The sequence below is a fragment of the Thiolinea disciformis DSM 14473 genome (assembly GCF_000371925.1).
Lineage (GTDB): Bacteria > Pseudomonadota > Gammaproteobacteria > Thiotrichales > Thiotrichaceae > Thiolinea > Thiolinea disciformis.
This window is the reverse complement of the sequence record NZ_AQVE01000005.1, coordinates 37068-56848: the sequence shown is the minus strand read 5'-3', so window position 1 is coordinate 56848 and position 19781 is coordinate 37068. Positions and strand designations below refer to the sequence as shown.

Below are 19781 nucleotides of genomic sequence, written 5' to 3'. Positions count from 1 at the left end.
GGGTAGCGTATGTCAGAAGGCAAAGTATTTCTCATTTTCCAAGATACCGCCGAAGCGCGCCCTTTCATTAATGCCCTAGAGCAAGAAAACCCTAAGGCCAGTTTCGATTATCAACCTGGTATGGTGCGTATTGAAGCCATGGGTGAATTAGGTATGACGCGGGAGGTAGTGTGTGAGCAAGCAGGGCGAGACGTCGATTTGCAAGAGTTGCATCTCACCTTGATTTCACTGTCCGGCAATATCGAAGAAGACGACGACTATTTTCGTGTCGTGCGCCATTAAGCAGAGGAGGACTGAACATGGCTAAAAAATTAAATATGCGTAAGCGCTATGAGTTACTCACCCGTGGCTTAGGCTGGGAACCAACTTATCAAGCGAAAGAAAAAGTATTTTCGAACGAAAGCTATGAAGGCATCAAAATCACCGACTGGAGTAAGTGGGAAGACCCTTTCCGCTTAACGGCGGATGCGTATTGGAAATATCAGGCTGAGAAAGACAAGAAATTGTATGCAGTCATGGATTCTTTCGCGCAGAACAATGCGCATTTGAATCTCTCCGACGGTAGTTATGTGAATGCACTGAAGCTATTTATTCAAGGGGTATCGCCGCTTGAGTATCAGGCGCATCGCGGCTTTGCCCGTTTAGCGCGTCAGTTTAGTGGGGAAGGGGCTCAGATTGCTTGTCAAATGCAGTCCATTGATGAATTGCGTCACGCCCAAACGCAGATTCATACCATTAGCCATTACAACAAGCACTTTAATGGGATGCACGATCCTTTCCACATGCATGATCGGGTGTGGTATCTGTCTGTGCCTAAATCGTATTTTGACGATGCGAAATCAGCGGGGCCTTTTGAGTTTATTACCTCCGTTTCCTTCGCCTTCGAGTATGTCTTAACCAATCTCTTGTTCGTGCCCTTTATGTCGGGTGCTGCCTTTAATGGCGATATGGCGACCGTAACTTTCGGCTTTTCTGCACAATCGGATGAGTCGCGCCATATGACCTTGGGCTTGGAGATTATTAAGTTCTTGGTGGAGCAGCACGAAGACAATCTACCGATTATTCAAGGCTGGATCGATAAACACTTCTGGCGCGCTTACCGCGTCCTGGGTTTGGTATCCATGATGCAAGACTACATGCTACCGGAAAGCCCGATGTCGTGGAAAGAAGCGTGGGACATCTATTTCGTCGAGAACTCGGGGGCGCTATTTAATGACTTGGCGCGCTATGGCTTAAGGATGCCTAAACACCATGAAGTAGCGACGGCTGAAGCTGAGCATCTAAGTCATCAAGTGTGGGGGATTTTCTATAATTATATTCATGCGGCAGCCTTCAATATTGGTCTTCCGACCGAGGCCAAAATGAATTGGTTAAGCGAGAAATACCCGAATACTTTTGATAAGTATTATCGCCCCCGTATTGAGATGTGGCGTGAGATGGAGGCGCAAGGCAAGCGTTTCTTTAATATGGGCTTACCGCAGCTTTGCCAAGTCTGCCAGATTCCGATGGGCTTTACTGAAGTCAGTAAAAATGACCCGATGCAAATTGCCTATCGTGTTAGCGAATTTAATGGCGAGAAATTCCATACTTGTTCGGATGGCTGCAAAGACATTTTTGATCATGAGCCAGAAAAGTATGTACATGCGTGGTTGCCAGTCCATCAAATCTTCCAAGGTAATTGTGGTGGCGCGGAAATTCCAGACATCCTCAATTGGTATCACTTTAAACCCGAAGATGGTGGCGATTATAAAGGCTCAGCCGATGAGGCACGTTGGAAGGCCATGAAAGGTGAGGCGAGCCCTGCCACTTCTCAATCGAATGCAGCGGCATAAGGGGTGAATTATGACGGTTAAATGTCTAACAGGTGAATATCCTATCACGATGATGGATAGCGTTGATCGTTTCCACGGGAATCAATTGGTGTATGTCGGTTGGGATTATCACACCAGTATTTGTACCGCAAATGCTTATCCGCTGCCGCCAGATATGCCATTTGGTGCTTTGACCGAAGCAGTCTTGCCTAGCGTTTTAGGCCCCCATCCTGACTTCCCCAAAATTCAATGGGATAAAGTCGAATGGCTGCTTGATGGGCAAGCTTTTACGCCGGATATGAGCAAGAGTCTCAAGGATAATGGCGTGGGACATAAGTCCTTAATTCGCTTCAAAACACCGGGTCTCGATGGTTATAAAGGTACGGGGAACTAATCCCTCCCAGCCTCCCCTGATAAAGGGGAGGTCTATTTTCAAATAGCACTTGTCTTTCTTCCCTATTCTGAGCAGAAGGGTTTTAGAGAAAGTAAGCGGAAAGCATCAGGAAAAGGATCGAGTTATGAGCTATCAATTCACCATTGAGCCTTTAGGCGAAACGATTGAGGTGGAAGAAGGACAGACGCTCTTGGATGCGGCTTTACGTGCAGGAATTTATTTGCCCCATGCTTGTGGTCATGGTTTATGCGGCACTTGCAAAATTGAGGTGTTGGAGGGCGATATTGATCACGGTGCGGCTTCAGCTTTTGCCTTGATGGACATGGAGCGCGAAGAGGGCAAATGTTTGGCCTGTTGCGCCACACCGCTTAGCGATCTGACCATTGAAGCGGATTTGGAAGAAGAACCTGATGCCAAGCATCATCCGGTACGTGATTTTATTGGTGTGGTTTCCAAAATCGAGGCACTAACGCCACGCATTAAAAGTATTTTTCTAGCCATTGAGCATGATGGTATTGAATTTCAAGCCGGACATTATGTGAATTTGCTGATTCCAGGGTTGGAAGATAAACCGCGTGCCTTTTCGATTGCGAGTCCACCTTCTGAAAAAAATCTTATTGAGTTGAATGTTGCTCTGGTGGAGGGGGGTAAAGCCACTTCATGGATTCACCATGAATTAAAAGTGGGGGATGAAATTCGTTTTAGTGGCCCTTATGGGCGCTTTTATATTCGTGAATCAGCACCAGAACCTATGTTGTTTCTCGCAGGTGGTTCGGGCTTATCAAGCCCTAAATCAATGATTCTAGATTTATTTGAGCGTGGCGAACAACGTCCTATCACTTTCATTTACGGTGCACGCAATCAGGCTGAGTTGTATTACCGCGATTTATTTGAAGAGTTGGCGGCAGAGCATAGCAATTTCACTTATATACCGGTGTTATCCGATGAGCCAACGGAATCCAATTGGCAGGGGATGCGAGGCTTTGTGCACGAAGCCGCTAAAACACATTTCAATGGCAAATTTAATGGGTACAAAGCGTATATGTGTGGCCCGCCACCGATGATTGATGCTTGTATCACTACCTTGATGCAGGGGCGTTTATTTGAGCGCGATATGTTTATGGAAAACTTCTATAACCAAGCTAGTGGAGCGACCGTTAAAAGCCCATTATTCAAAAACATCTAAAACTATTGAGGAGTGTGTCATGAGTGTGAATCCAGAAATTGCCCATTCGATTCAAGCGGCAGGCATTCTGACGAATTACCATGATGTGGGCAGCGGTGAGCCAGTGTTACTGATTCATGGCTCTGGCCCTGGGGTCAGTGCGTGGGCAAATTGGCGTTTAACCATGCCTAGTTTAGCAGAAGCGTTCCGCGTCATAGCGCCCGATATGGCGGGTTTTGGTTTCAGCGAACGACCCGAGAATTACACGTATAACATGGATAATTGGGTCACTCAGGCGCTGGGTTTATTAGATGCCCTCGGTATTCAACGTGCTTCCGTTGTGGGTAATTCATTCGGCGGTGCACTAGCTTTGGCACTGGCGATTCGCCATCCAGACCGTGTGAATAAATTGGTGCTAATGGGGAGTGTGGGAGTACCTTTTACGATCACTGAAGGCTTAGATCGCGTTTGGGGTTACCAGCCATCTTTGGAGGCAATGAAGGCTTTGCTGGATATTTTTGCGTATAGTCGTGAATTGGTGAATGACGAGTTAGCCAATTTGCGTTATCAAGCCAGTATTCGCCCCGGTTTCCAAGAATCATTTTCAGCCATGTTTCCCGCACCACGCCAACGTTGGGTGGATGCGATGGCGAGCAAGTTAGAGGATATTCGTGCTTTACCCCACCAAACCTTGATTATTCACGGGCGCGAAGATCAAGTCATTCCTCTCCAAAATGCCTATGATTTATTAGGTTTGATTCAACGTGCCGAATTGCACGTGTTTGGGCAGTGCGGGCATTGGACGCAAATTGAATATGCTCCGGCGTTTAATATGCTAGTGAAGCATTTTTTACTGAGGGAGTGATTATTTGACCTAAGACAATCATTAAATATCGACGAAATAAAAAAATATCGATATTATTTGGTTTAAGTCAAGCGGAGGAGAATGCATGACCTTTACCATTCAGATTACCGATTCTGGCGATAGTTTTCCTTGCAAACCCAACGAGATGTTGCTCCTAGCGATGGTGCGCTTGGGTCGTAAAGGTATTCCAGTGGGTTGTCGTAATGGGGGTTGTGGAGTCTGTAAGGTACATGTTAAGTCGGGTGAATATAGCAACGGCAAGATGAGCCGCGCTCATGTGACCGAACAAGAGGAGCAGGATGGCTATGCCTTAGCTTGTCGTTGCCAACCGAGCAGCGATTTAGTGATTGAGGTGGTCGGCAAAATGAGGAAGGCCGTTCATCCCGAGCAAGCTGTCGTGATTAAAACTGAAAGAGGAGAGTAGTTATGGCAATGACAGGCGTTTTGAGGCCGGGGCATGTGCAATTGCGTGTGTTGGATATGGATGCATCGCTAACGCATTATGTTGAACGGATGGGGCTGATTGAAACCGCACGCGATGAACAAGGACGTGTCTATCTGAAGGGCTGGGACGAACAGGATTGGTTTTCTGTGGTATTGCGCGAGGCAGACGAGCCCGGCATGGATTTCATGGCTTTTAAAGTCGACAGCACAGCAACTTTAGATCGCTTAGAGCAGGGTTTGCGCGAGTTTGGCTGCAAGGTTGAGCGCATTCCTGCTGGTGAGTTAAAGCATTGTGGTGAGCGGGTACGTTTTGACTCACCCATGGGACATTTCTTTGAGCTTTATGCTGAGAAAGATTTTAAAGGCAATGGAGTAGGGACGCTTAATCCTCATCCTTGGCCAGAAGATTTAAAAGGTATGAAAGTGAATCGTTTCGACCATTGCTTGTTATATGGTGACGATCTAGACGGTTCGGTTAAGTTATTTAAAGACGTTTTAGGCTTCAATGAAACGGAAAAAGTGATGGCAGGGCCGAATGGCGATTTCCAAATTGCCAGTTTCTTAACCTGCGGCATGAAGGCTCACGATATTGCTTTAATTCGTCACGCCGAAAAAGGCAAATTACACCATGCTTCTTTCTTACTCAAATCGTGGGAAGAAGTCTTACATGCGGCGGATATTATGGGGCGCTACAAAATTCCAATTGATATTGGGCCCACTCGCCATGGCATTACCCGTGGTCGTACCATTTACTTCTTTGATCCATCTGGAAACCGTAATGAAACCTTCTGTGACTCCTACGATTGGTATCCGGATCATCCCCAAATTACGTGGACGGAAGACGAATTAGGCGGCGCGATTTTCTACCATAATCAATCCTTAAATGAGCGCTTCTTGAGCGTCGTGACCTGATCGCAGGCTTCATTAAGTTTTTGAGAAAGCTATGCCCTATAAAAGGCATGGCTTTTTTTATCTGTGATTGATCTATTCAATGGCTGATAGATTATCCATGGCTAGCCTAAGTAGTTTCAGGTAAGCTAGTGCACCTATGCTCAACAATAAAAGTTAGGTTTAGGAGCGCCACTCATGCACACATTGATAAAGTATTTTTTAAGCGCCTGTCTGATGGCGTCATTTTGTATGGTAAGTGGTTGTGCTGTCCATGCCGATAACCTGCCTGATTTTATTGCCTTAGTCAAAACGCGTAGCCCCGCTGTAGTAAATGTGAGCACTAAAGCAAAAGTGTCGGTTACGCATATGCTGCCTGAGCAATACCAATCGCCTGAAGCAGAACGTCTATTGGATGAGATGCTGAAACGTTTCTTTAAAGAGGAAGGAAAGGGCGGGGGCGGTTTGCCACGTTTTGATCAAGGCGCGAGTGGCTCCGGTTTTATTTTATCTGCTGATGGTTATATCGTCACTAATCATCATGTCATTGAAGATGCTGACGAAATCTTAGTGAAACTCAATGATCGCCGCGAGTTCAAAGCTAAATTGATTGGCAGTGATAAACGCAGCGATGTCGCTTTAATCAAGGTTGAATCTAACAATCTACCGACACTCACTATTGGTGACTCTTCCAAATTACAAGTCGGTGAATGGGTGTTGGCAATTGGTTCACCTTTTGGTTTAGAGTCGAGTGCCACCGCGGGCATTGTGAGTGCTACGGGTCGAAATTTACCTACCGATTCTTATGTGCCTTTTATTCAGACCGATGTCGCTATCAATCCGGGCAATTCCGGCGGTCCTTTGTTTAATTTACAGGGCGAGGTGATAGGGATTAACTCACAAATTTTTAGCCGTTCGGGTGGGTATATGGGTTTGTCCTTCTCCATTCCCATTAATATGGCTATGGATGTGGTCAATCAATTAAAGAGCAAAGGTAAAGTAACGCGTGGTTGGCTTGGCGTTTATATTCAAGAAGTTGATCAGGATTTAGCGAAGTCATTTGGTATGTTGATGCCGAGTGGTGCTTTGGTGGCGCAGGTGATTGCCCAAGGGCCAGCAGTGGATGTACTAAAAGAAGGCGATGTCATTTTGGAGGTCAATGGTCAAAGCGTAGACAGTGCAGCCGCCTTGCCCGCGATTATTGGTGGCTTGGGTGCTGGTCAACAAGCTAGTGTAACGATTATGCGTAGCGGCAAGCGCGAGGTAGTGAGTATTACTATTGGGGAATTGCCACTGCAAGAAACCATGGGATCGACTCAACCTGAGGTTAAACCAGCGCTTCCACCCGTGCCTGAGACGATGTTAGGCATGAAAGTAGTTCCCTTAGATGCAGGGGCTAAAAAAGCCTTAGGGGAGCGGGCGGGTGTTTTGGTCGAACAAGTTACAGGCGAACCTGCAAAGCAAGCGGGCGTGCTGTCAGGTGACATTATCTTATTGTTGGATGGCCGTGCGGTGGGATCACCTGAACAATTTAAAGCGATTGCCTCTGATTTTGCTAAGGGTAAAACCGTACCTTTGTTAGTCCAGCGTGACGGTGCAGCGCGTTTCTTGGCATTAACCATTGAATAAGCAGACAAAACCCCAATTAAGCGTGTATTATCGCGCGGGCTGTCATTTGTGTGAGCAACTGATTGCGGAATTAAGTCAATTGCAGCAAGCGCTACAAGAAACAATTGACTTTGACTTTGAATTGATTGACATCGATCAAGATGCTGCTTTACGTAAGCGTTATGACGTGGATGTGCCCGTAGTAGCGTTAAACGATGAAGTATTGTGCTACCACTTTTTCGATGCAGATACGGTGAGACAAGCTTTAAATCATGGGTGACGTAAATCCAAACATCCGCAATTTCTCCATTATTGCGCACATTGACCACGGTAAATCGACACTGTCTGACCGCTTTATTCAGGTCTGTGGTGGTTTAGCAGATCGTGAAATGGAAGAGCAGGTTCTTGATTCCATGGACTTGGAACGGGAGCGTGGTATTACCATTAAAGCGCAAAGTGTTTCCTTGGACTACAAGTCGCGCAATGGTCAAACCTATCAATTAAATTTCATTGATACCCCTGGGCATGTTGACTTTTCTTATGAGGTCTCGCGCTCACTGGCAGCTTGTGATGGTGCTTTATTAGTCGTCGACGCCTCACAGGGTGTAGAAGCCCAAAGTGTCGCGAACTGTTATACCGCGATTGAGTTAAATCTAGAGGTAGTGCCGGTTCTAAATAAAATAGATTTACCCTCAGCAGACCCCGATCGAGTGTGTCAGGAAATCGAAGATATTATTGGGATTGATGCGACAGATGCGGTGCATGTGAGTGCCAAAACGGGCGTAGGGATTGAAGATTTATTAGAGCAATTAGTGGAGCGTATCCCTGCTCCTATTGGTGATGCGAATGCACCTTTGAAAGCTTTAATTATTGATTCATGGTTCGATAATTATCTAGGCGTTATTTCCTTAGTGCGCGTGGTCGATGGCGAAATTCGTAAAAAAATGAAAATTCGTGCCATGTCAACGGGGCGTGATTTTCAGGTGGAGCGCGTCGGCGTATTCACACCCAAAGCTTTAGACAAAGAAAGTCTAAAAGCAGGCGAAGTCGGTTTTGTGATTGCCGGTATTAAGGAAATTACGGCGGCACGCGTGGGTGATACGTTTACGGATGCCCAAAAGCCAGCCGAAAAAGCCTTAGCCGGTTTTAAAGAAATTCAGCCACGTGTCTTTGCGGGAATTTTTCCCGTTGATGCGGATCAGTATGAAAATCTGCGTGATGCTTTATCGAAGCTGCAATTAAATGATTCGGCTTTATTTTATGAGCCAGAAACCTCTCAGGCCTTAGGCTTTGGTTTCCGTTGTGGTTTCCTAGGTATGTTGCACATGGAAATTGTGCAAGAGCGTTTGGAGCGCGAATATAACCTCAACTTAATAACTACTGCCCCTACGGTTGTTTATCAAGTTGCACTCACCGATGGTGATACCACCTTAATTCATAATCCTTCTGAATTACCGCCGATTAGTAAAATAGCGGAGATTCGTGAACCGATTATTCGCGGTAATATTCTTGTGCCACAAGAATATTTGGGTAATGTGATAACACTTTGTATTGAAAAGCGTGGCATCCAGCGAAATATGCAATACACCGGCAATCAAGTGCAATTGTCATTTGATTTGCCTCTCGCCGAAGTGGTATTAGACTTTTTTGACAAACTTAAGTCAGTCAGTCGCGGTTATGCGTCTTTCGATTATAGTTTGGATCGGTTTGAACCAGCGCCTATGGTGCGGGTTGATATCTTAGTTAATGGCGAGAAAGTTGACGCGTTAGCGATTATGGTGCATCGCGAATTTGCCCAACAACGTGGGCGGCAGTTAGTGGAAAAGATGAAAGAATTGATTCCACGTCAGATGTATGAAGTCGCGATTCAAGCGGCGATTGGCAGCCAAATTATTGCCCGTAGCACCGTAAAAGCAATGCGCAAAGACGTATTAGCCAAATGCTATGGTGGTGACGTGAGTCGTAAACGCAAGTTATTAGAAAAGCAAAAAGAAGGTAAAAAACGTATGAAGCAAGTAGGGAGTGTGGATATTCCTCAAGAAGCCTTTCTTGCGGTATTGCGGGTGAATGACAAGTAATGCTGTCCTATTCGCTTAGCTTTTGCTTTCTGAGTTCTAAAAAGGATAAAAACTGAACATGGATATGGACATGGAGTTTTGGTTGGTTGTTGCCACCTTAATAACAGGGCTAATTTCATTGATTTATTGGCTAATGACGCGCGGTAAACCTAAAACTGAGGGCGGGCTTGAGCCTTGGTATGTTGAGTATGCGCGCTCGTTTTTCCCAGTGCTATTAGTCGTTTTGTTACTGCGCTCCTTTGTATTTGAACCCTTCCGTATTCCATCAGGTTCGATGTTGCCGACTCTCGAGATTGGTGATTTTATTTTAGTGAATAAATTTACCTATGGATTACGTCTACCGGTTACCCATCATAAGCTGCTAGCGCTTAATGAGCCTAAAACAGGTGATGTTGTGGTATTTCGTTTTCCGAAAAACCCTAAGGTGGACTATATAAAGCGTGTCATTGGCGTGCCTGGCGATACGATTGAATGGCGCAATAAAGAATTGTTTATTAATGGCACTCCTGCTCTCAATAAATCCATCGGTGAATATAATGCGGTGGATCAAGATAATCGTGTGACCGTTACCAATCGCTTTTCAGAGTCTTTGGGGAGTGTGCAGCACGATATTTTACAAGTTCCTATTGCATCAGGGCCAGTTGGTAAAATAATTGTCCCCGATGGACATTATTTTGTCATGGGCGATAATCGTGATATGAGTAACGATAGTCGTTATTGGGGATTGGTGCCAGAAGAAAACTTAGTCGGTAAAGCAATTTTGATTTGGTTTCATTTCAATATGGGTGGTGATGGTTTAAATTTGTCTCGTATCCAAACCATTGATTAGTACAAATAGATTTTTAAAAACTAATCTGAATTAAGTGTATATAAAAATAATAAAGTAGGAGTTGACAGGCATGATGACGCCTTCAAAAAAACAACAACGTGGCGCAACATTTTTGACATGGATAGCTACTGTAAGTTTGATAGTCTTTATTGCAATAACGGCTATAAAACTTGTACCTATTTATCTTGAGTTTTCAGCAGTCAAAACAATGACTCAAGAAGTCGCACAAGATAGTTCTATTAAGGATACACAGCAATTACGCAGAAAACTTGCTGGCCCTTTGAACGTAAATGGCTTTAGCAATGTCCTAGATAAACACTTTTCATTAGTACTGTTGCGGGAACAAAACAATGTTCCTGCTATTCAGGTGGATTATGAAGTCCGCAAAAAATGGTTCGCCAATATTGAGTTTTTGGTGAGCTTTCATCATGCGGAGGTTTTGAAAAGATAACAGTGAGTTTGGATGGATAGGCTAAAGAAATTACTTGCACCAGAGTTGATGGCGACTGACACCTTTGTGAGAGCCATTACCCATCGTAGCGCCGATGGTCGACATAATGAGCGCATGGAGTTTCTTGGCGACAGTGTGCTTGGACTGATTATTACCACGGAGCTTTATCGACGCATTCCGCGAGCGAGTGAAGGTTATTTAAGCCGCTTACGTGCTTCTTTAGTGAATGAAAATGCACTAGCGGTGATCGCTACCGACTTGGGACTCGGTGATTTTCTACGTTTAGGGCCTGGCGAATTAAAAAGTGGTGGTTTTCGCAGAAAGTCGATCTTAGCGGATGCCTTGGAAGCCTTGATTGGCTGTATTTATCTGGAGCAAGGCATTAAAGAAGCTGAGCGCTTTGTGCTCACTGTGTATGGGGCGCGTCTACACGATTTGCCCACGGAAGATGACTTAAAAGACCCCAAAAGCCGCCTTCAGGAATTTCTTCAATCACGCGGTTTTGAGCTGCCAGATTATCATTTATTAGGGATTGAAGGGGAGGCGCATCGCCAAACGTTTACGGCCGAATGTGTGATCGAAGCCCTTCAAATTCGTACGCAAGGCATTGCAGGCAGTCGGCGCAAAGCCGAGCAAGAAGCTGCTGCTAAAGCCTTTCAATTGGTGAGTGCAAACCATGACTAAGTTTGGCCATGTGGCTATTTCCGGTCGTCCTAATGTCGGTAAATCCACCCTAATGAATCAATTAGTGGGGCAGAAGGTCGCAGCCGTTGCCAATAAGCCGCAAACCACTCGCCATAATGTACGTGGCATTTTGACGGAGGGTGAGCATCAACTGGTTTTGCTCGATACCCCCGGCATTCATAAAACCGCTAAAAGCTTATTGAATAAAACGATTAATTTAGAGGCCGTTGCTGCGTTAGAGGGTGTTGATGCGGTTGTGATGGTGGTGGAAGCTTTGAGCTGGACGGAGGAGGATAATCTGGTTTTAAGTCGCTTGGAGCATGTGAAAGCGCCTATCTTCTTGGTTGCCAACAAAGTAGATCGCATTAGTCAAAAAGAGAAGCTCTTTGCGTGGCTTGCGGAAGTCGCCACTAAGCGTCAGTTTGCGGAGATTTTTCCTTTATCGGCTACTAAAGCGGTGAATACTGAGGCGCTGAAGCTAGCTTTATTCAAGGTCTTGCCGGCAGGGGAATGGGCTTATGAAGAAGATGATATTACCGATCAATCGCTGCGTTTTATTAGTAGTGAATTGATACGTGAGCAGTTGATGACCTACTTGCATCAGGAATTACCGTATTCTACAGCGGTCGAGATTGAGAAATTTGAAGAAAAACCAAAGCTCACTGAAATTCATGCCACGATTTGGGTCAGCCGCGAGAGCCAAAAAGGTATTATTATTGGCAATAAAGGGGAAACCTTAAAACGTATCGGTAGCTCCGCACGTATTGCTTTGGAACATTTTCTTGAGCATAAAGTGATGCTCAAGTTGTGGGTACGTGTCGAGGCGGATTGGGAAAATAGTCCCCGCCATTTGCAAAGTTTAGGGATTACACGCTAATCTCTTAATATGTCTTTTAATCAATCCCCTGCGTTTGTTTTGCGCCGTAAACCTTATCGCGAAAATGCCTTATTGCTCGATTTATATACGCAACACGAGGGGCGTATTAGCGCGATTGCACGCTTTTCTAAAAAACAAAGTATGCGTCTTAAAGGGATGCTAGAGCCCTTTCGTTTATTAGAGGCGAGTTGGACGGGGCGTGGCGAAGTTTTCACGATGACGCAAACCGAAGAACGTGGACGATTTAGCCTGAAACAAGATGCGCTTTTGCAGGCCATGTATATGAATGAATTGTTGTTGCGCGTGTTTCAGCCTTTGCAAGCCACGCCTGAACTTTTCGAGCAGTATCAGCAGACTTTATTTCACTTACAGCGTGGCGCGGATATGCGCCAAGTAATGCTATTTGAATTAGCTATATTGGCTCACTGCGGCCATGATTTAAATCTGTGGTACGATGATAAAGATGAGCAGGCCATTGTGGCAGGCGAACGCTATTGCTTTCAGTTTGAACAAGGTTTAACGCGAGTTAATTTGCATAGCGATTTGCCTGATGCGAATGACACCGTATTATCCGGCGAGCTATTGATTGCTTTGCGTGAGCCAGCACAATTATCGCTACCCTTAGGGCGCGAATTGCGCCAAGTATTAGATCGTTTGTGGCGTATTTTATTAAAAGGCAAAACCTTATACGCACGTCAGCTATTAAGCGAGTGAAATTATGAATTTACCGATTGAATTAGGCGTTAATATTGATCATATCGCCAATATTCGCCAAGCCCGTTTTACACCTTATCCAGATTTATTGGAAGCAGTCGCTTTAATTGAAAAGGCAGGTGCGCACGCTATTACGTTGCATTTACGTGAAGATCGCCGCCATATTCAGGATGCGGATGTTTATGCAGTGCGTAAAGCGTTAACAACGCGGATGAATTTTGAAATGGGCGCCACAGCGGAAATGGTGAAAATTGCCTTGGATGTTCAGCCGCATGATGTGTGCGTCGTACCAGAAAAGCGCGAAGAGCTGACCACTGAGGGCGGCTTAGATGTGATTGGGCAGTTTGAACGGATTCAGAAAGTCACTCAAGAATTAAGTCGGGCTAATATTCGCGTGTCACTGTTTATTGAGCCGGATATGGAGCAAATTCGTCGTGTACCCGATATTGGTGCGCCCGTGATTGAACTTCATACCGGCACTTATGCCAATAATACGGGTGAAGCGAAATGGCGTGAATTAGAGCGTATTCAACAAGCGGCTGAGTTTGCGCATAGTTTGGGGATTCAGGTAAATGCAGGCCATGGTTTGGATTATCAAAATACGGTTGCCATCGCGATGATTCCCACTATTCGTGAATTGAATATTGGTCATGCCATGGTAGCACGCGCGGTATTTGTGGGCATTGAGGCGGCTACACGCGAAATGTTGGTGCTTATGCAAGCCGCTCGCGCTGACGCATGAATCTGATTGGCATTGGGACGGATATTGTTGAAATTGAACGTATCGCCCATTTGCTTGAGCGCCAAGCCGAGCGCTTCACACGTCGTATCTTGCATGATGATGAGTTAGCGTATTTTGAGAAACTCATGCCCGAAAAACAAGCAGCATGGCTAGCCAAGCGTTTTGCGACTAAAGAAGCGCTTGCGAAAGCTTTTGGGACGGGGATTGGTCAATTTGCGCAATGGCATGAAATTGAAACCCGTCATGATGCGTGGGGCAAGCCGCAACTTTTATTACACGGTATTACGCAAGAAACGGCAGAGCGCTTGGGGGTATCAAATACAGCCCTTTCTTTGGCGGATGAACGCCATTATGCTGTGGCTTTTGTTATTTTGACAGGTTGATCGCGCATGAATTATCCGACCATTGAAGCGTTTATTGGTAATACACCGCTGGTGCGCCTACAACGTTTGGCAGGGACGACCAGCAATATTATTTTGGCGAAATTGGAAGGTAATAATCCAGCCGGTTCAGTGAAAGACCGTCCTGCCTTAAACATGATTCGTGAAGCCGAGCGGCGCGGTGATATCAAGCAGGGCGATACCTTAATTGAAGCGACTAGCGGAAATACTGGTATTGCCTTAGCGATGGCCGCAGCGATCAAAGGCTATAAGATGATTTTGCTCATGCCGGATAATTTAAGCATGGAGCGTCGCGCATCAATGAAAGCTTATGGTGCTGAACTCATTTTAGTCAGTAAAGAGCAGGGTGGTATGGAAGGGGCGCGTGATATAGCCTTGCAAATGGAGCGCGATGGCAAGGGTAAGGTCTTGAATCAATTTGCCAATCCTGACAATCCTGCAGCGCATATCGCCTCAACAGGCCCTGAAATTTGGCGCGATACCCAAGGTAGCCTTACCCATTTCGTCAGTGCGATGGGCACGACAGGTACAATTATGGGCAATAGTTACTACCTCAAAGCCCAAAATCCTGCGATTCAAATCATTGGGGTTCGTCCGGCGACACAGCAAGATGCTATTCCTGGGATTCGGCGTTGGACGCCAGAGTATTTACCTGAAATTTTTAATGCCGCTGCGATTGATCGTGAAATGGATGTTACCCAAGCCGAGTCTGAAGCCATGATGCGCCGCTTGGCCCAAGAAGAGGGGATTTTCTGTGGTGTATCTTCCGGTGGTGCGATGGCAGCTGCTTTGCGCTTATCTCAAGAAGTAGAAAATGCCACGATCGTGACGATTATTTGTGATCGTGGAGATCGTTATATTTCGACCGGTGTATTCCCTGCTTAAGCTTAAGCTCGTCGGGTCTAAGCAATAAAGCGGCTAATTAAGCTGCATTGCCTTTAGTTACCGCTAAAAAAGCTGGCACGTCAATCAGAGCGTAGCCAGCCAAAGGATGCCTTAGCAGAGTGGGAAACTTAGAATTTATAAGAAACGCCGACCATATACACCCATGGACTAATATCCACTTCGCCTAATTTGGCACCGCCTAAAGTAGCATCGGTTTTAATGTCCGCATACCACACTGCGCCGTTCACGCCCCAGTTCTTATTAAAATTATAATCCACACCTAATTCGCCCGCTAAACCGGTTGAATCGTCCAAGTTTAATGAGCCTAGCTTGGAATCTTCATCGAAAAATTTGGTGTAGTTGGCGCCAATACCCACATAAGGCTTAACAGCACTGCCATTATTGAAGTGATATTGCAAGGTCACAGTCGGTGGTAAATGCTTAGTCGTACCGATTTTTTGACCGGCTAAGGTGATGTCATGTTTGAATGGCGTTGCTGCAAGAATACCGACCGCTACATTGCCAGCAACGGGAATGCTCGCGCTTAAACCTAATTGGGTATTATCTTCTACATCTAATTGTGCTGCACCGACTTTTAATCCATCGCCATGAGGATCAACCATCGCTGCACCGCCGCGCACGATAATGCTATTGTTGCCCGTGGCAACACCACCTGCTAAGACTGCATTAGCGCTCAGGATTCCTAAAACCATTAAGCTCAGGCTTGCCATTTTCCGCATCATTTTGTTCTCCAAGTTAAAACCATCAAAATAGGTTGAAGATCATTATGAACCGGATGGAGAACGCGCTCATTGACACAAATCATGCCTGTTTGCATTGCACAAATCGGTGCTGATGGCCTGTCCTAAAATAAAATTGTAAGAATGCCACTTATCTTGATACGAAATCTTGCAGTAGAATGGGTCGGCTGTGCCTAGCACTTTGGGGGGCGATGGGATTGGATCAGGGAAATATCCAACAACTTCCGCCTGTATATCTTAATACCAATCATGGTTAACTCATTCCAGTGAACATACAACTTGCAGCACGTATTGGGCGTGTCAAACCTTCTCCGACTTTAGCCATTAACGCCTTAGCCGTCCAATTAAAAGCGGAGGGGCGCGATATTATCAGTTTGAGTGTAGGGGAACCGGATTTCCCTACACCAGAACATATTCAACAAGCTGCTATTGACGCGATGCATCAAGGAGAAACGCGTTATACGGCGGTTGATGGTATTCCTAAATTAAAACAAGCGGTCGTTGATAAATTTAAGCGTGAAAATAATTTAAGCTATGCACCTAATCAGATTGTCGTTTCTTCAGGTGGCAAGCAAAGCTGTTATAACTTATGCCAAGCTTTAATTAAGGCCGGTGATGAGGTAATTATTCCTGCACCTTATTGGGTGTCTTATCCTGACATCGTTTTATTGGCAGATGGTATTCCGGTTATTATTGAGGCAGGCCAAGCGGAACACTTCAAAATAAGTCCCGAGAAATTAGAGGCGGCTATCACGCCGCGCACTAAAATGTTGTTTCTGAATAGTCCTTCTAATCCAACCGGTGTCGCTTATAGTGCCGAGGAATTGAAGCAGCTCGCCGAAGTTTTAGTGCGCCATCCGAAGATTATTATTGCCACGGATGATATGTATGAGCATGTCTTATTCAGTGGTAGACAATTTGTTAATATTTTGAATGTTTGCCCTGAACTCTATGATCGCACGGTCGTGTTAAATGGGGTTTCTAAAGCTTATGCGATGACCGGTTGGCGTATTGGCTATTGTGCAGGGCCTAAGGTATTAGCCGATGCTATGCGTATTGTGCAGTCCCAAAGTACCTCCAATCCAACCTCTATTTCACAATATGCTTCGATTGCCGCTTTAAATGGCGATCAATCGTTTATTAAAACCATGTGTGAGGCTTTTGAGAAACGTCATCATTTTGTTCACACGAGTTTGAATAAAGTAGACGGTATTAATTGTTTACCGGCAGATGGTACATTTTATAGTTTCCCGAATGTTGAGGGCATGATTAAACGTTTGAAATTGGCTGATGATACGGCATTAGCGAGTCATTTATTGGATAAAGCCGGTGTTGCCGTGGTGCCCGGTTCTGCCTTTGGTTTAGAGGGTTATATGCGTTTGTCTTTCGCGACCAGTATGGACAATCTAGAGAAATGTCTTGATCGCATAGCGTCTGTTTGATGCTTATTACGGAGGGTGAATCCCCGCCCTCCGCTTCACAAGGAGTGTTTGATGGCTGAGCAAAATAATACCCACACGCTATATACACACTACACACGTCTCGTCACCAAAGCTAATGAGGATATTGCCCAAACTAAAAAATATTTAGATCCTAACTCGCCGAATTATTTACCCACCTATATTGCTAATCTCGAAAAGCTCCAACAATCGGCTCAAGCACCAGCGGGTATTGCAGATAAAATAGCTACCCAAAAAGCGAATTTAGAGGCTTATCAAGCGCGCGCCGCATCCGCCCGTCAAATTCTCGCCGAATATCCTGCCAAAATTAAAGCGCTCGAGGCCGCGAATCATGTATTTCGTGCGCCACCAGAAAAAGAGCAGGAATATTTGTATGTGTTGGATGAGGAAAGTTGTAAAGCGAGTTGTGTCGATTGGGATGCAGTCGCCGCTAATCCGGGAGAGTTAGTGATTACGCCGGATACGACGCACTATGCTTTCAAAGGCGAGAGTGTGATTGAGCTGCTTGGGGAGCAAACGGATGCGGTGCGGATTTGGAATCATCATGTTCGTGCAGAAAATCTTCACATCGTCGATCAGCGCTCTGACAATATTGCGCATCGCGACGCGATTCAATTGATTCCACCGGCTTTGGGTAAGCGTGAAGGCAATACCTATCTGCGCTTAGCGGATCAGATGGCGGGTGCGATTCAAGAAGGTGTTTCCGTGTGTGATTGCACGGTCGAAGCTCCTAATGGGCCGCTGCAAGGAATTTTTTCCAGTGATGGGATGCAGCGTCAGTTGCGCTTGGTGAATAATAAAATTACTACCAAAGGTTCTCATGCTATTTCGATTGCGGGTTTATTGGATGGCGGTGAGATTTCCGGCAATGTGCTGTATGAAGTGAAGGACGGCGAAGTTCCGCGCATTCGTTTATTCCCAGCGCGGATTGGTGGGAATATGGCCGACGATGGCGTGGTTTGTATTTTGGGGTTTGCACCAGAAGAAGGTGAATCACATTTAGCTTATGAGCCTGTACAAACTAACGCGATTAATCAGCGGGTGCGTGCTAATGGGCAAACTGAACCATTAGCGATTGATGATGAGCGTCATCTGATTCCAGACAATCTATTGAAAATGAGTGTGGGCTTAAGTGATTTCCATTACCACGCGTATTTAGCGGACTATTCCAGTCTAACCTTGGGGCAATTTCGTCAGAAAGATCCTTTTGGCGCGCAACAACTGGATGCTTGGCTGAAATTGCGTACCCAAGAATTTGCGCAAGGACGTGACGACCATAATCCGCTAGGGCCTGTTAGTAGTGAGCAAAAAACGATTGGTGAACGTTTTCTAATACCAGCCTTAAAAGCGTGGCAGTCACACACGGCTGAGCCTATTCGCTTGGTAGATTTGGAATATACCGCGATTCGTAGTTTCGCGATGAAGCGTTTGGCGATTCTACACGGTAAAGTCGAGCCTTTAATTGATATTGCCTTGATGAATCCCCGTCGTGCAGCGATGTTGAGTTTTTTATTGCCTGCGGAGCAAGTGAATGAAGTAGTGCGCATTGCTCAATGGCAGGCCTTAATGCTTTGTACTGACACTAAAAAGCCTGTAGCTAATGCACGTTTTAAATTGTATTTCGAGCCCAGTGCCATTTTTGAGGGTGTGACCAATGAGCAAGGTAAAGTAACGTTAAGCGATTTACCGTTAGCGCCCTGTATTCTGGAGTTTGCTGATTCGAATCTTTTCGTAAGCCCCGAAGATAAACGCTATAGTGATCTTGCCACAGATACAGTGAGTGGCTTAGCACAAGGTTTCCTAGCCGATTTGCGGCGTAAATTGCCGGTGCTGGAATCCTACTTAAGTCATGATCCAAGCCAAGAAATGCGTTGTTTGCAAGCCTTAGAGCGTCAATTAGTAGCCGCTAAAGTACAAAGTGATCAGGATATTACACCAGCATTGCGCCGTGATTGTTTAAGTGCAATAGGGGTGACGACTAGTTTGCGTGAACCTTATTTGGAAGTATCGGAGTTTTGGGTGCAATGCCCCCTGCTGAAAGCGAGTTTTCCACCGCTCAATCAAAGTACGTATTCAGGCGGCTCAAGGCAGGAAGAGGGTGCGAATAGCGAAAAATTAGGTTGTGCGCTCGCATTGCTTACCGCTGTGTTAAAAATGCTAGGCGGTTTACGTACTAAGAAACCGCCCAACGATGGTGGGAATATTTAATAAGCCAAGGCACATCCAAATAGTATGTGCCTTTTCTTTTAGCGTGTTACCGCACGGCCTTCACCTATCCAGCTTTTGATACCAGTAGTGACGTTATAAACCTGCTTATAGCCACTTTGTACCAGCATTTGTGCACCAGCGCGGGTACGATTACCAGTACGGCAAATCAGAGCAACAGGCTTATCTTTGGGTGCAATTTTTTGCACTTCAGCTAAAAAGTTAGGATTTACATTGCCACGAGCATCAAACAAGGTGATTTTATGGCTGTTCGCCACTACACCCGTTTCTGACCATTCTTCAGGCAAGCGAATATCCACTAAAGGCACGCCTTGATCTAATAAGCTCTGCAATTCCGCATTTGAAACATTGACCACACCGCCTGTTTGTACAGTAGCGGTTTTAGGTGTTTCTGCTTTAGCATCAGGGGTTTGACCACAAGCATTTAAGCCTAAAGTCGTGATAAGTACTGCACTTAGAAACAGGACTCGCTTATATAATTTTTTCACATTAGGCATC

Annotated in this window: 22 protein-coding genes; 20 read left to right on the top strand and 2 right to left on the bottom strand. The window is 45.5% G+C overall.

Translation table 11 applies throughout. The features are described 5' to 3' along the window. The first annotated feature begins 9 nt into the window (after positions 1-9). The 18 genes from A3IE_RS0105335 (at position 10) to cysM (ending at position 14836) form a co-directional block, all read left to right on the top strand. Positions 10-282: an MmoB/DmpM family protein gene (locus tag A3IE_RS0105335; RefSeq protein WP_020394565.1), complete on the top strand. Its 273-nt coding sequence runs from the start codon at positions 10-12 to the stop codon at positions 280-282. A gap of 17 nt (positions 283-299) precedes the next feature. Continuing rightward, positions 300-1832, top strand: coding sequence for an aromatic/alkene/methane monooxygenase hydroxylase/oxygenase subunit alpha (locus A3IE_RS0105330; protein WP_020394564.1), 1533 nt, complete (start codon positions 300-302; stop codon positions 1830-1832). 10 nt (positions 1833-1842) lie between these two features. Next, complete coding sequence (locus A3IE_RS0105325; protein ID WP_020394563.1) at positions 1843-2205, top strand: phenol hydroxylase subunit P4; 363 nt, start codon at positions 1843-1845, stop codon at positions 2203-2205. Positions 2206-2329: 124 nt separating this feature from the next. After that, the gene (locus A3IE_RS0105320) at positions 2330-3391 is read left to right on the top strand and encodes an NADH:ubiquinone reductase (Na(+)-transporting) subunit F (protein ID WP_020394562.1); all 1062 of its coding nucleotides are present in this window, start codon (positions 2330-2332) and stop codon (positions 3389-3391) included. 19 nt (positions 3392-3410) lie between these two features. Beyond that, positions 3411-4235 (top strand): alpha/beta fold hydrolase, encoded by an 825-nt coding sequence (locus A3IE_RS0105315; protein WP_020394561.1) that lies wholly within the window; start codon positions 3411-3413, stop codon positions 4233-4235. A gap of 85 nt (positions 4236-4320) precedes the next feature. After that, entirely contained in the window at positions 4321-4659 is a 339-nt protein-coding gene (locus tag A3IE_RS0105310) for a 2Fe-2S iron-sulfur cluster-binding protein (protein ID WP_020394560.1), read from the top strand. A 2-nt stretch (positions 4660-4661) separates the two neighbouring features. Continuing rightward, on the top strand, positions 4662-5591 hold the full coding sequence (locus A3IE_RS0105305; protein ID WP_020394559.1) for a catechol 2,3-dioxygenase: 930 nt from the start codon (positions 4662-4664) through the stop codon (positions 5589-5591). 174 nt (positions 5592-5765) lie between these two features. Further along, a complete protein-coding gene (locus A3IE_RS0105300) occupies positions 5766-7196 on the top strand; it encodes a DegQ family serine endoprotease (protein WP_026154794.1) in 1431 nt (476 codons plus the stop codon). Then, positions 7189-7455: a glutaredoxin family protein gene (locus A3IE_RS0105295; RefSeq protein ID WP_020394557.1), complete on the top strand. Its 267-nt coding sequence runs from the start codon at positions 7189-7191 to the stop codon at positions 7453-7455. The genes A3IE_RS0105300 and A3IE_RS0105295 overlap by 8 nt, the downstream gene beginning before the upstream one ends. After that, positions 7448-9253 carry a translation elongation factor 4 gene (lepA, locus tag A3IE_RS0105290; protein WP_020394556.1) on the top strand — a complete coding sequence of 602 codons (1806 nt, stop codon included), beginning with the start codon at positions 7448-7450 and terminating at the stop codon, positions 9251-9253. Before A3IE_RS0105295 ends, lepA begins: the two co-directional genes overlap by 8 nt. A 58-nt stretch (positions 9254-9311) precedes the next feature. Beyond that, complete coding sequence (gene lepB, locus A3IE_RS0105285; RefSeq protein WP_020394555.1) at positions 9312-10082, top strand: signal peptidase I; 771 nt, start codon at positions 9312-9314, stop codon at positions 10080-10082. 70 nt (positions 10083-10152) lie between these two features. Continuing rightward, positions 10153-10533, top strand: coding sequence for a DUF4845 domain-containing protein (locus A3IE_RS0105280; RefSeq protein WP_020394554.1), 381 nt, complete (start codon positions 10153-10155; stop codon positions 10531-10533). A gap of 12 nt (positions 10534-10545) precedes the next feature. Beyond that, positions 10546-11217, top strand: coding sequence for a ribonuclease III (gene rnc / locus A3IE_RS0105275; RefSeq protein WP_026154793.1), 672 nt, complete (start codon positions 10546-10548; stop codon positions 11215-11217). After that, on the top strand, positions 11210-12094 hold the full coding sequence (gene era / locus A3IE_RS0105270) for a GTPase Era (protein WP_020394552.1): 885 nt from the start codon (positions 11210-11212) through the stop codon (positions 12092-12094). The genes rnc and era overlap by 8 nt, the downstream gene beginning before the upstream one ends. A 9-nt stretch (positions 12095-12103) precedes the next feature. Continuing rightward, positions 12104-12808 (top strand): DNA repair protein RecO, encoded by a 705-nt coding sequence (gene recO, locus A3IE_RS21915; protein WP_020394551.1) that lies wholly within the window; start codon positions 12104-12106, stop codon positions 12806-12808. A 4-nt stretch (positions 12809-12812) separates the two neighbouring features. Beyond that, positions 12813-13550 carry a pyridoxine 5'-phosphate synthase gene (gene pdxJ / locus A3IE_RS0105260; RefSeq protein ID WP_020394550.1) on the top strand — a complete coding sequence of 246 codons (738 nt, stop codon included), beginning with the start codon at positions 12813-12815 and terminating at the stop codon, positions 13548-13550. Continuing rightward, positions 13547-13933: a holo-ACP synthase gene (gene acpS, locus A3IE_RS0105255; RefSeq protein ID WP_020394549.1), complete on the top strand. Its 387-nt coding sequence runs from the start codon at positions 13547-13549 to the stop codon at positions 13931-13933. Before pdxJ ends, acpS begins: the two co-directional genes overlap by 4 nt. Positions 13934-13939: 6 nt before the next feature. Next, on the top strand, positions 13940-14836 hold the full coding sequence (cysM, locus tag A3IE_RS0105250) for a cysteine synthase CysM (RefSeq protein WP_020394548.1): 897 nt from the start codon (positions 13940-13942) through the stop codon (positions 14834-14836). 128 nt (positions 14837-14964) lie between these two features. On the opposite strand, the gene A3IE_RS0105245 is transcribed toward cysM, so the two are convergent. Beyond that, a complete protein-coding gene (locus A3IE_RS0105245; RefSeq protein WP_020394547.1) occupies positions 14965-15579 on the bottom strand; it encodes an OmpW/AlkL family protein in 615 nt (204 codons plus the stop codon). 284 nt (positions 15580-15863) lie between these two features. On the opposite strand from A3IE_RS0105245, the gene A3IE_RS0105240 reads away from it, so the two are divergent. After that, entirely contained in the window at positions 15864-17039 is a 1176-nt protein-coding gene (locus A3IE_RS0105240) for a pyridoxal phosphate-dependent aminotransferase (RefSeq protein WP_020394546.1), read from the top strand. 51 nt (positions 17040-17090) lie between these two features. Continuing rightward, positions 17091-19265, top strand: a complete 2175-nt coding sequence (locus A3IE_RS0105235; protein ID WP_020394545.1) for a prealbumin-like fold domain-containing protein — start codon at positions 17091-17093, stop codon at positions 19263-19265. A 38-nt stretch (positions 19266-19303) separates the two neighbouring features. On the opposite strand, the gene A3IE_RS0105230 is transcribed toward A3IE_RS0105235, so the two are convergent. Beyond that, on the bottom strand, positions 19304-19780 hold the full coding sequence (locus A3IE_RS0105230; RefSeq protein ID WP_026154791.1) for a rhodanese-like domain-containing protein: 477 nt from the start codon (positions 19778-19780) through the stop codon (positions 19304-19306). Position 19781 lies beyond the last annotated feature (1 nt).